Below are 12137 nucleotides of genomic sequence, written 5' to 3' on the forward strand. Positions count from 1 at the left end.
CCGTACCACTCAGTGGCGGCGCAGTAGAAATACTATAAGCCTTAACAATGCGGCTGATTAGTGCCATATTTATGCTTTCTTGATTAAGTAAAACTTCATAATCATGGATAAACTGAATCGAATGGCGGTATTTGCCACCGTGGTGGCCGAGGGATCTTTTGTTGCGGCGGCCCGTCGGCTAGAGATGACGCCTTCTGCGGTCAGCCAGCATATGAGGTCGTTAGAAAAGTCGCTCGGGATGCCGTTATTGCACCGCTCGACTCGCCGCTTGGCACTGACCGATGCGGGGGAAGCCTTTTATCCCGGTTGCGAAGCCATGTTGCAGGAAGCACAGCGCGCGGAGCAGCGGCTGGCGGAACTGCGGGATACGCTGGTGGGCGAACTACGTATTGCCACCACCGTCGGGATCGGTAGCGGCCCCTTGGCTGAGGCTCTGGCTCCCTTGCTGCTGGCGCACCCAAAGCTGACGCTGCGCATTCTGGCAGATGACCAGGTGGTGGATATGATCGAGCAGCGGGTAGATATCTCGCTGCGCGTAAATCTGCAACTGGCAGATACCAACCTGATTGCTCACCCGCTGACCGCCTGGCCCATGGTGCTCTGCGCCGCGCCGCGTTATCTTAGCCAGCATGGCGTGCCGGAAACGCCCCAGGAGCTGGTGCAACACCGCTGGATCACTGGTAGCGGTCACGGGCTGCATCTCGATTTACATCACCATGCGGGCGAAACATTCAAACTACGCCTGGCGGCGGGGCAGGTTGTCAGCGGTAGTATGAACGTGATCCGGGCCTTTACCCGCAATGGTCTGGGGATTTCCGGTCAACCGCTGTATGAAATTGGTGATGAACTGCGCAGGGGGGAATTAATCGCCCTGTTACCGCAGTGGAGGCCAGCGCCATATCGGCTGCATGCGTTAACTCTGGAGCGGGTTCTACCGGAGAAAACGCGCCAGGCGTTGCACTATTTGCGAGAATATTTTCGCCGTCATGGGGAAAAGCCACTTGCCAATGGCCCCGATGACGTCTTCAATTAGCATGACAACGCAGGAGGACGTGTGGCGCAGCAACTCGAGTTCTTTGACATCCCAAGCCCGTGTCGTGGCATTTGCCAGGCCGATGAGCGCGGCTATTGTCGTGGTTGCCTGCGCAGCCGCGAGGAGCGCTTTGGCTGGATGCAAATGAACGATGTCCAGAAAAAGGACGTTCTGCGCCTGTGTCGCCAGCGTTACCTGCGCTCACTGCGTACCGGCAAGCAGCCGGAAGAGATCCCGCCAGAGCAGCCCTCACTGTTTTAACTTTAATGCTGATTTTCTCGATCTGCCGCACGTAAAGGCCACTTTTGCGTTTCCTACGTCTTGGACGCTTGTGTATGCTGGCGTTAACTATTGTCATGAGGTTTAACAATGCTGAATCGTACTAAGCTGGCACCCCTTGGGCCAGAGTTCTCACGCATGATTTGCGGCTACTGGCGTTTGATGGAGTGGGGCATGTCTCCGCAGCAGTTGCTGACGTTTATCAAGCAACACGTTGAGCTGGGGGTGACCACGGCGGACCACGCGGATATTTATGGTGGCTATGCCTGCGAGCAGGCCTTTGGCGAGGCTATCAAGCTACAGCCCTCGGTGCGCCAGGGGATGGAGCTGGTGTCGAAGTGCGGCATCGCGACCACCGCCAAGCCGGGTAACCCTATCGGGCATTACATCACCGATCGCGAGCATATCGTGCATAGCGCAGAGCAGTCATTATCGCACCTGCATACGGACTACCTGGATTTATTGTTGATCCATCGCCCCGATCCGTTGATGGCGGCCGATGAGGTAGCAGAAGCTTTTGTGGCGCTGCATAAAAGCGGCAAGGTGCGCCATTTCGGCGTTTCGAACTTTACGCCAGCACAGTTTTCCTTATTGCAGTCGCGTCTGCCGTTCTCGCTGGTGACTAACCAGGTCGAAATTTCCCCGATCTATCAGCCTGCGATCCTCGACGGCACCTTGGATCAATGCCAGCAGTTGCGTATCAAACCGATGGCCTGGTCTTGTCTGGGTGGCGGGCGGTTGTTCAGCGATGCTGAGTTCCAGCCGTTACGCGATGAACTGCAAACGGTGGCGCAAGAGATTGGTGCCGAAACCATTGAGCAGGTGGTGTATGCCTGGGTGATGCGTCTGCCTTCGGCACCGCTGCCAATTATCGGCTCCGGCAAGATCGAGCGCGTACGTTCGGCCCTGAAGGCGCAAGAGCTGACCTTGAGCCGCCAGCAGTGGTTCCGCATTCGTAAAGCGGCACTGGGTTACGACGTACCTTAAGTTGAGCGGGTAAGGCTGGCATCGTGCCAGCCTTATCCGATGTCCTTTGCCGATACTTCACTTGCACCCCTTGGCTAAATATTATCAGTAAGCTTGCAGCCCAAAACATTAAGAATGCCAGTATCTTTATGTTAATGACACTTGCCGACGCAGGGGGGCAGAAAACCAAGGAATACGAGAGCAAGGTCACAAAATATTATAACCGGCTCAGTGGCTGCGCTGATTAACGACGGTTTCCCCTGTAGCAAGGTTTAATCGGTATATACTCCCTAAGGACTATAACTATCGCATGGAGATTGAGTGATGAAACGTTATTGGTGTGCGGCATTGGGTTTGATGGCCTGTGGCGTTGCGCAGGCGGCAACGGTTGATGTCGAAATGAATCTGGTGACCGGCCAGGGAATTGGTCAGGACATTGGTAAAATCACAATTAGCGAAACGCCTTACGGCCTGTTGTTCACCCCGCAACTGAAAGCCTTGCCTGCCGGTGTGCACGGTTTTCACGTTCATGAGAAAGGCAGCTGTGAGCCGGGTATGAAAGAGGGCAAGGCGGTAGCCGCACTGGCTGCGGGGGGCCACTTTGATCCTGAGAAAACCGGCAAGCATCTCGGGCCTTATGATGCCAACGGGCATTTAGGCGATTTGCCAGCAATCTATGTCACGGCGGACGGCATGGCTGACACTCAGGTGCTGGCTCCGCGCTTGAAGAAAATCAGCGAAATCGAAGGCAAGGCGCTGATGGTACACGCCGGGGGGGATAACCACTCCGATCAACCCAAACCGCTGGGTGGTGGTGGCGATCGCTTCGCCTGTGGCGTAATCAAATAAATCAGCTGCCCGCGTCAGCCTGGCGTGGGCGCTGTTATCGCTTCCGGTGGAATGATCGCCTGCTGTAACTGCTGCAGTGAGCAGTACAGCCGCCAAATCAAGCCCGCCAAATCACGTGCTGCCTGTTCAGGATGTTGGGCAAGTGTGTTACTCATACGCTGCAACTCCTGCAAGGTGGCGTCCAACGACGCATGCTGCACTCCTTTCTCAGTCATGACTCCCTTCAAACAATGAATACAGACGTCACGTACGGCGGCCAGCGGATCTGATCGGGTTTGCCAATCACGCAGTTGCCAGACCACGTGGCTGCAGTTCAGCAGCACTACTCCCCAACGTAATAGCCAGGTGCGGGCCTCCTGATCCAGGCTTTGATTCAGTTGACTGATGCGGTGATAGATACGCGACTCAAACTGGCTTTCGCTTTGCTGCGGTTTCTTACTCAACTGATCGATAAAATCACGGCGTAATGCGCGGATAATCCGTCGGCTTTTACGTTTGTCCGAACTGGGCCGCAGGATTTGGAACGCCAGCCCTGCCAACAGCACACCGGCAATCTTGGCGAGACTGTCATTGATATAGCCTTGATAATCGTAGCTCGGCGGGTTGGTCACGGCGAGAAACGATCCCATAAACACGATCAACTGACCCCAGAGTGGGGCATAGGGGGGATTTTGCAGTTTCATCATCTGCATCGTGACCAGGGTCGGGAACAGGAAGGCGCAAAACACCCAGAAGTCGTCGATCTGGATCATCAGGCCAAACTTCATCACAAAGCAGAAGGCAAACAGCAGGGAAACGGCCTTCAGTAAGGTGGTGATGGATTTGATCGGCGAAGGGGTAGAAGAATAGAGCACGCAACTGATGGCGATCAGCGTCAGCGCAGAGCTACCTGCGTCCCACTGGGTCGTGATCCAATAAGCGCAACCGATCAGGATACACAAGAAGGTGCGTAGCCCGTTGTAGGCGGCCTCAACGCTGTCTGTATGGCGCGCTAGTGAGGTAACCCGCGGTGGTTCGATATCGCTGACCTGGGTAGCGCTTTCCAGCCGTTGCAACCAACGGGTACAGCGCAGATAGAGCCAGCAAAAGTGGCGCAGGCGCAGGAAGAAGGCCCGATGGCGATAATCTGTCGGATCCTGAGGGGCGATGGTGACCAGAATATGCGCCAGCCGATATTTGTCCGTGGTGGGAACGCGTAATTCATTCAACAACTGCTCTAACACCGCCGCCAGATTCTCCGGGCGGTCTGGCCAGTTTAACAACATGCGGCGCAGGCTGGAGATAACGCTGGTGATGCGCAATTGCTGGTGCAGCATGTAATTGAGGATATTGTTTTGCCGACGCAGCCGGTAATGGCTCCAGAAGGCCTGAATACGCAGCAGGTTCATGGTCAGGATCTGTCCGATAACGCCCTCGTGGGAGGTACGCATCCGCAGGCTGATTTCCGGTTGCCACAGCATGGCGGCGTGTTCCAGCAGGCGTAAGTGCATGCGGCGTAGCGATACCAGCAGAGTTGCGCCATCCGAGGTGCTTGGCAGGATCATCATCATCAGGCCGCCGCACAGGATACCGGTGATCACCTCACAGACGCGTGCCTGGGTGATATCAAAAATTTGCTGGGTGTCGGTAATATTAACCGTGCCAAACACGATGATAGCGGCGGTATAGCCCGCCAGGGCAAAGGCGTAGGAGACATTGTTCTGGTAGTGGTTGGAAATGTAGGTACACAGCCCCAACCAACTGGCAATCGACAGGGTGAACAACCAGGGATCGTTCAGACAACCGGCAATCAGCAGTGACGCCATGGCACCAAGCAGGCTGCCAAAAATGCGGCCAATGCTCTTGCTGATCACGCCGCCAACCGTCGGGAAACTGACGACGGCGGCGGAGGTCAGCGCCCAATAGGGTTCATCCAGCTGTAAAACGAAGGCGACCCACAGCGCCAGGCACATTGCCAGGGTGTTGCGTAACGCATAGCGCCACTGCCCTGCGGTGGCTTTACCCCAGGGCGAACGCTTCCATTCAAGAAAGGGCAGGTTCACACATTAGTCCTGCTGATGAATTGAAATGGTGCAGGTGGTACCGGCTACCAGAGTCAGGTCGGCCGGAATATCGATCAGCTTGATACGTACCGGCACCCGTTGTGCCAGGCGCACCCAAGGCACGTTGGGTTTCACATCCATCAACAAATCACTGCTGCTGTCAGCGCTTTGGTCGTAAATGGCCCGGCCAATGCTTTCGACCACCCCTTGCAGCCGAATATTGCCGTTATACAACACGATATCCGCTTTGCGGCCCTCCCTGATATGCCTGAGCTTGGTCTCTTCGAAATAACCGAGCACATAGAACGAATGGGTGTCTACCAGCGCCACCAACGGCGTTCCTGCGGTGGCGTAGTTGCCGACTCGGGCCTGTAAGTTGGTAATGTAACCGTCGGTTGGGGCATAGATCCGCGTCTTACTGAGGTTCCATTTGGCCTGTTCCAGATTGGCCTGAGCCGCCTTATACGAGGCTTTCATGGAGGCGGCAGCCAGGTTTGACTCATCCAGATCTTCAGAGGAGATGACGTTACGGGGCAGGCTACGGCGACGGGACGCTTCGTGATCGGCCTTGGCCATATCGGCCTGTGCTTTGGCCAGCGCCGCCTCGGCATTGTCCAACGCAATTTGGTAAGGCACTGGGTCAATGCTGAAAATCAGGCTGCCCGCAGTAACTAACTGGTTATCATGAACCAGTATCTTCTCCAATCTGCCAGAGACTTCAGGGGTAATGTTGACGAGCTCAGCCCGCACTTTACCGTCGCGTGTCCAAGGGGATTGCATGTAGTAATTCCATAACCACCAGCCGGCACAAAGCGCGATGGCGCAAACAATAACCGTCGAAAAATACTTTAATGTCTTATGCTTCATGAGCTACCAACTCGCTAGGAGCCACAGGGAACCGCTGACGGTAATGACGAAAATGGACAGATCCATCAGCATAGGGTGCCAGATATCACCGGAGTACATCCAGTCGCGTAGCAAATGATGCACCAGCAGCCAGAAGACTAATCCGAGTAAGAAAGCTTTAAAGAGAGGAGGGAAATAAAGCGATGCACCCAGCACCAGATCGGGCAGTGGTGACGCAGTGTGGAGCCAGGTCGTATTCACGTTAGCAATCCCGATGAGTGAATATGAAGGATGTTTGCATAGAGGATAACCAATTACCGAGAGAAATGTGTCTATTTTTGCGATTTGGATTATATACATTTGTGTTTTTAATGTTAATTAACCAAAATGGGCTACACTTTTGGGAGTAATGTTAGCATGCTAACTATAAGGAGGGGGAAGTGGAATCAACGTTAGGTTCAGATTTAGCACGATTAGTTCGTGTTTGGCGTGCGCTGATCGATCATCGGCTAAAGCCGTTGGAGCTTACACAAACGCATTGGGTGACATTGCACAATATCAATCGATTACCGCCTGAACAGTCGCAAATCCAATTGGCAAAAGCGATCGGTATTGAGCAGCCTTCCTTGGTACGTACCTTGGATCAGCTGGAAGAAAAAGGGTTGATCACCCGTCACACCTGCGCTAACGATCGACGTGCCAAGCGCATCAAATTGACCGAGGCGGCAGAGCCGATTATTCGTGAAGTGGATAGTGTGATCACGTCGACCAGAGGCGAAATACTCAGCGGTATCTCGGCAGAAGAAGTGAGACTTTTAGTTGGTCTGATTAGCAAGCTGGAACAGAACATCATCGAACTGCAAGAAAAACAATAAATCCAGCGCCTTTTTATTATGCTTAGTCACAGCAACAAACAGAAACCGGAGGCCCAGGGGCCTCCGGTTTTGCATTCAGGCAAGGACGTTACAGTGGAGAAACGGTAACGGTACTGCCATTTTGCGCCATACGAACGCGCTGACCTGGGCTGAATTTAGTTGACCCGGCTTTCTGTACCACCACGATATTTTCTTTGTTATCGGTTTTGATTTCCAGCTCCCAGGCGTTGCTACGGCTAGCAGCGCTACCGACGCTATCGCCTACCACACCACCGGCTACGGCACCCGCTGCGGTTGCCAGGCTACGGCCAGTACCGCCACCAATAGTATTACCCAGGAATCCACCCAGGACTGCGCCGCCGATAGTGCCAAGCATGCTTGAGCCTTCACCGCCCTGAATTTGCACCGGGCGTACGGATACCAAGGTCCCAAAGGTCACGGTTTGTACCTGTTTGGCCTGAGAGGCGGAATAGACATCACCGGACGCGGTTTGGTTTGCACAGCCCGCCAGTGTGACGGAGGCGAGAGCGACAACAAGAAGACGCTTGATCATATAAAGCTCCTGCAGTTGGTAATCCAGATCTGGGAGATAGACCCAAACCAAGTTCTATAAATATTACAGCAATGATGGTTGAATCGGTTTGATATCACCCATGTGTTGCCTTCTGTATACAGCTTAGCTTTTCTCTGTTCAACCAATAATAAACGGTGGTTTAACTTTGTGACAGAACTGAAAACAAATAACCGACGCTTTATCCTCCCTTGAGTTGCTTATTATGTAACCAACGCTCGACATAAAATAAACAACTTCGCTCACAGCCTGTAAAAAAGACATCATAATTCATGGCGTTAATCGCACAATTCTGGTCTATTTAAAGGGTGAAAACGGTTGCAACCTGGAAAGGGTAAAGGATAGTGCTGATGAAGTCAGGCCGCTATATTGGTGTTATGTCCGGCACCAGTCTGGATGGGATCGACGTGGTGCTTGCCGCGATCGATGAACGTATGGTGGCGCAACAGGCAAGCTATAGCCACCCAATGCCGATCCAACTGAAAAAAGATATTCTGGGGATGTGTCAAGGGCAGCAGACGACGCTTTCTGCCGTAGGACGGTTGGATGCCCAGTTGGGCACGCTGTTCGGTGAAGCGGTGCTGGGGTTGTTAAAACAGACCGGTATTCCGGCCCATGAAATCACCGCCATTGGCTGTCATGGCCAAACGGTGTGGCATGAACCGGAGGGTGAGACACGCTTTTCGATGCAGCTAGGGGACAATAACCGGGTGGCGGCATTGACTAATATCACTACCGTGGGGGATTTTCGCCGCCGTGATATGGCCTATGGTGGCCAAGGGGCGCCCTTGGTTCCGGCGTTTCATCAGGCTTTGTTAGCTCACCCAACCGAGCGCCGCATGGTGCTGAATATTGGCGGCATCGCTAATTTGTCACTGCTACTGCCCGGCGCACCGGTGCGCGGTTTTGATACCGGGCCGGGGAATATGCTGCTGGATGCGTGGGTATGGCGCCACCGCTCGAAACCTTTTGATAAAGATGGCCTTTGGGCGATGGAAGGGCGCGTTTGCTTACCGCTATTGCAGCAGATGTTGGCCGATCCTTATTTCGCCTTACCGGCACCGAAAAGTACCGGTCGTGAATATTTCAATATCAGCTGGCTGGAAAAACAGCTGGCGACGTTGCCGGGGTTAGCACCGGTGGATGTGATGAGCACGCTAGTGGAGCTGACCGCCACCACCATTAGCGAGCAGGTGATGCTGGCTGGGGGCTGTGAGCGGCTGCTGGTCTGCGGTGGTGGTGCCCGTAATCCACTGCTGATGTCGCGAATGTCCGCTTTACTGCCGGGGACCGAGGTGGCTACCACCGATCACTTTGGCGTCAGTGGGGATGACATGGAGGCGTTGGCCTTCGCCTGGCTGGCATTCCGGACCATTTCCGGTCTGCCGGGAAATCTGCCTTCGGTTACCGGTGCCAGTTGTGAAACGCTGCTGGGTGGGATTTATCCGGTTTTGCCGTTGGGCCACCGCTAGCTCTGTTAGGATAAAGAAAGGGTTAATATCTTAAGGAGCACCTGATGAAAAAAATAGTGATGGTTGCCGGGGTTCTCGCGTTGGCGGGTTGCAGCTACGTGGTTCCACAAAAGAGCGAAACGCTGCATTATCAATGCGGAACGACACCGCTCACCGTGGAGCTCAATGGTGAAGAGAGCACGGTCAGCTTCCTGATGGACGGCGAACAGCTGAAGCTGAAACAGGTGGTGGCGGCGTCCGGTGCCAAATACAGCGACGGTAAATACACCTTCTGGTCGAAAGGGCCAAACGCCTTTGTCGAGCGCAATGATAAAGTGATCATGAGCGACTGCGTGCTGGCTCAATAAACCTACCTTGTAGCAGCAGAATGATTGAGATCCTGCTGCTACAGGCGCAGAATATGACAACGAATTTACCGCTTGGTTGCTAATCCAGATGACTGATAATAATGAGTTTGATGTGGCGGATCTGCGCCGTGAATATACCCGTGGCGGGCTGCGCCGTAACGATCTGACCGCCAACCCCCTGGATTTGTTCGAACGCTGGCTCAAACAGGCCTGTGAGGCGCGTCTGGCGGATCCTACCGCCATGTGCGTCGCTACCGTGGACGAGCAGGGACAGCCTTTCCAACGTATCGTGTTGCTCAAGCACTTCGATGACCAGGGTCTGGTGTTTTATACCAACCTGGGCAGCCGCAAAGCGCAGCAGCTGGCGCAAAACCCGCATATCAGCCTGCTGTTCCCGTGGCATATGCTGGATCGCCAGGTGATCTTCCTCGGCAAGGCCGAGCGGCTATCGACGCTGGAAGTGATGAAGTATTTCAACAGTCGGCCCAAAGACAGCCAGATAGGCGCTTGGGTATCGCAACAGTCAACGCGCATTTCTGCCCGTGGCATCCTCGAAAGCAAGTTCCTCGAACTGAAGCAAAAGTTCCAGCAAGGAGAAGTGCCATTGCCCAGTTTCTGGGGCGGTTTCCGCGTCAGATTCGACTCCGTTGAATTCTGGCAAGGGGGCGCGCACCGCTTGCATGACCGTTTCCTGTATCAACGCGAGGGAAATGACTGGAAAATTGACCGACTGGCACCCTGATAGACGGAAAATCCCCCTTAAGCGCTGGCACTGATGCCGCTGGCGCTTTATTCTATGCGCTACCCCGAATTTTGTGATTTTCGCCAATGGGCGAAGGCCGTGTACCGGCAAAGGTGCATTCGTTTATACATGGAGAAATTGATGGCTAGCATCAACCTGATTCAACAACTGCAAGAGCGGGGCCTGGTGGCTCAAGTGACGGACGAGGAAGCGTTAGCAGAGCGACTGGCGCAAGGGCCAATTGCACTGTATTGCGGCTTCGATCCGACCGCTGACAGCTTGCATTTGGGCCATCTGGTGCCTCTGCTGTGCCTGAAGCGTTTCCAACTGGCCGGCCATACGCCGGTAGCGTTGGTAGGTGGCGCGACCGGTATGATCGGCGACCCAAGCTTTAAAGCCGCCGAACGCAAACTCAACACCACGGAAACGGTCAACGAATGGGTCGAGAAAATCCGCAAGCAGGTTTCTCCGTTCCTCGATTTCGACTGTGGCAGCAACAGCGCCATTGCGGCCAACAACTACGATTGGTTTGGCGGCATGAACGTGCTGACCTTCCTGCGTGACATCGGTAAACACTTCTCAGTAAACCAGATGATCAACAAGGAAGCGGTCAAGCAGCGCCTGAACCGTGATGACTCCGGGATCTCCTTCACCGAGTTTTCCTACAACCTGCTGCAGGGGTTCGATTTCTCCGAGCTGTATAACCGCCATCAGGTGGAGCTGCAGATCGGTGGTTCCGACCAGTGGGGCAACATCACCTCGGGTATCGACCTGACTCGCCGTATGCACCAGAAACAGGTGTTCGGCCTGACGGTGCCATTGATCACCAAGTCAGACGGTACCAAGTTTGGCAAAACCGAAGGCGGCGCAGTATGGCTGGCTCCGGAAAAAACCAGTCCGTACAAATTCTACCAGTTCTGGATCAACACCGCGGATGCGGACGTTTATCGCTTCCTGAAGTTCTTCACCTTCCTGAGCATTGAAGAGATTAATGCGCTGGAAGAAGAAGACAAGAACAGCGGCAAAGCACCGCGCGCCCAGTATGTGCTGGCAGAAGAAGTGACCGGTATGGTGCATGGCGCTGAGGGGTTGGCCGCGGCGAAACGTATCACCCAGAGCCTGTTCTCTGGTGCTCTGCACGAAATGACTGAGGCGGACTTTGCGCAGTTGGCTCAGGATGGCATGCCAACCATCAAGCTGGAGAATGATGCGGATCTGCAACAGGCGTTGGTGAATGCAGAGCTGGTTCCTTCTCGCGGGCAGGCTCGCACCATGATCGGTTCCAACGCGGTGACCATCAACGGTGAGAAGCAGTCCAACCCTGAATATCTGTTTACCGACAGCGATCGCCTGTTTGGCCGTTACACGCTGCTGCGTCGTGGCAAAAAGCATTACTGCCTGGTTGACTGGAAATAATCTGTTTTGATACTGACAAGGGGCCCAATGTGGCCCCTTTCTTTTATTCAGGCTTTATAGACCTTCGGCACTCAACGTGGCTGCCACTGCCGGGCGAGCCGCTACGCGATCGAAATAAGCCGTCAGGTGTGCGTGCTTCGTGAGATCAAACTGTAACGCCTTCGCCCAACGCAACACGGTGAACAGATACGCGTCCGCCACGCTGAAACGCTGGCCCAACAGGTAATGCTGCTTCTCCAGCACTGAATCCAGGTAGCTGAACTGGCTAGCCAGCTTATCGCGGGCAATCGCTTTGTATTCGTCCGGCGTCTTCGGGTTAAACAGCGGGCTGAAGCCTTTGTGCAACTCGGTAGCCACGTAGTTCAGCCATTCGATCGCATGATAGCGAGAAAGCGTGCCAGCGGCCGGGATCAGGTTACGATCCGGTACGCGATCCGCCAGGTATTGCACAATCGCCACGCCCTCGGTCAGCAGGCTGCCATCGTCAAGTACCAACGCCGGGACTTGCCCCTTCGGGTTGATCGCCAGATAGTCGGCACCACTTTCGGTTTTCTTGTGAGCTAAATCGACTTTCTCTGCGGTGAAATCCAACCCGGCCTCACGTAATACGATGTGAGGGGACAGGGAACAGGCGCCAGCTTTATAGAACAATTTCATCGAAAACTCCTTGATGGTGATGAAGGACAGGCAGGTTTAACT

The 12137-nt window shown here is 54.3% G+C and carries 14 protein-coding genes; 9 read left to right on the plus strand and 5 right to left on the minus strand.

The annotated features are described in order from the left end of the window. Positions 1–103: 103 nt before the first annotated feature. From KGP16_RS12380 to sodC, 4 genes are all read left to right on the plus strand, one after another. Positions 104–1033, plus strand: a complete 930-nt coding sequence (locus KGP16_RS12380) for a LysR substrate-binding domain-containing protein (RefSeq protein ID WP_037374794.1) — start codon at positions 104–106, stop codon at positions 1031–1033. Between the two features lie 21 nt (positions 1034–1054). Beyond that, positions 1055–1294 (plus strand): DUF1289 domain-containing protein, encoded by a 240-nt coding sequence (locus tag KGP16_RS12385; protein WP_021804547.1) that lies wholly within the window; start codon positions 1055–1057, stop codon positions 1292–1294. Positions 1295–1402: 108 nt separating this feature from the next. Then, positions 1403–2299 carry an aldo/keto reductase family oxidoreductase gene (locus tag KGP16_RS12390; protein ID WP_223501392.1) on the plus strand — a complete coding sequence of 299 codons (897 nt, stop codon included), beginning with the start codon at positions 1403–1405 and terminating at the stop codon, positions 2297–2299. Between the two features lie 303 nt (positions 2300–2602). Next, positions 2603–3127 carry a superoxide dismutase family protein gene (gene sodC, locus KGP16_RS12395; RefSeq protein WP_021804545.1) on the plus strand — a complete coding sequence of 175 codons (525 nt, stop codon included), beginning with the start codon at positions 2603–2605 and terminating at the stop codon, positions 3125–3127. 14 nt (positions 3128–3141) lie between these two features. Here the strand turns inward: sodC and KGP16_RS12400 are convergent, their stop codons facing one another. From KGP16_RS12400 to KGP16_RS12410, 3 genes are read right to left on the minus strand one after another with little or no spacing between them, the layout of a single operon-like run. Further along, the gene (locus KGP16_RS12400; protein WP_223501393.1) at positions 3142–5169 is read right to left on the minus strand and encodes an FUSC family protein; all 2028 of its coding nucleotides are present in this window, start codon (positions 5167–5169) and stop codon (positions 3142–3144) included. A 3-nt stretch (positions 5170–5172) separates the two neighbouring features. Further along, a complete protein-coding gene (locus KGP16_RS12405; protein ID WP_223501394.1) occupies positions 5173–6036 on the minus strand; it encodes an HlyD family secretion protein in 864 nt (287 codons plus the stop codon). Between the two features lie 3 nt (positions 6037–6039). Next, positions 6040–6276, minus strand: a complete 237-nt coding sequence (locus tag KGP16_RS12410; protein ID WP_024486868.1) for a DUF1656 domain-containing protein — start codon at positions 6274–6276, stop codon at positions 6040–6042. 179 nt (positions 6277–6455) lie between these two features. Here KGP16_RS12410 and slyA point away from each other — a divergent pair, with 179 nt between their 5' ends. Further along, the gene (gene slyA, locus KGP16_RS12415; RefSeq protein WP_021178082.1) at positions 6456–6890 is read left to right on the plus strand and encodes a transcriptional regulator SlyA; all 435 of its coding nucleotides are present in this window, start codon (positions 6456–6458) and stop codon (positions 6888–6890) included. A gap of 88 nt (positions 6891–6978) precedes the next feature. Here the strand turns inward: slyA and KGP16_RS12420 are convergent, their stop codons facing one another. Then, the gene (locus tag KGP16_RS12420; RefSeq protein ID WP_021178081.1) at positions 6979–7443 is read right to left on the minus strand and encodes a glycine zipper 2TM domain-containing protein; all 465 of its coding nucleotides are present in this window, start codon (positions 7441–7443) and stop codon (positions 6979–6981) included. Between the two features lie 368 nt (positions 7444–7811). On the opposite strand from KGP16_RS12420, the gene anmK reads away from it, so the two are divergent. From anmK to tyrS, 4 genes are all read left to right on the plus strand, one after another. Continuing rightward, positions 7812–8933, plus strand: a complete 1122-nt coding sequence (gene anmK, locus KGP16_RS12425) for an anhydro-N-acetylmuramic acid kinase (RefSeq protein ID WP_021804542.1) — start codon at positions 7812–7814, stop codon at positions 8931–8933. Positions 8934–8977: 44 nt separating this feature from the next. Further along, positions 8978–9280, plus strand: coding sequence for an MliC family protein (locus KGP16_RS12430; RefSeq protein ID WP_021178079.1), 303 nt, complete (start codon positions 8978–8980; stop codon positions 9278–9280). A gap of 88 nt (positions 9281–9368) precedes the next feature. Beyond that, positions 9369–10022, plus strand: coding sequence for a pyridoxamine 5'-phosphate oxidase (pdxH, locus tag KGP16_RS12435; protein ID WP_021804541.1), 654 nt, complete (start codon positions 9369–9371; stop codon positions 10020–10022). A gap of 141 nt (positions 10023–10163) precedes the next feature. Continuing rightward, a complete protein-coding gene (tyrS, locus tag KGP16_RS12440; protein ID WP_024529915.1) occupies positions 10164–11438 on the plus strand; it encodes a tyrosine--tRNA ligase in 1275 nt (424 codons plus the stop codon). A 54-nt stretch (positions 11439–11492) separates the two neighbouring features. Here the strand turns inward: tyrS and gstA are convergent, their stop codons facing one another. Next, positions 11493–12095 (minus strand): glutathione transferase GstA, encoded by a 603-nt coding sequence (gene gstA, locus KGP16_RS12445; RefSeq protein WP_021178076.1) that lies wholly within the window; start codon positions 12093–12095, stop codon positions 11493–11495. Between the last annotated feature and the right edge of the window lie 42 nt (positions 12096–12137).

The sequence above is a fragment of the Serratia sp. JSRIV006 genome (assembly GCF_019968685.1).
Classification (GTDB): domain Bacteria; phylum Pseudomonadota; class Gammaproteobacteria; order Enterobacterales; family Enterobacteriaceae; genus Chania; species Chania fonticola_B.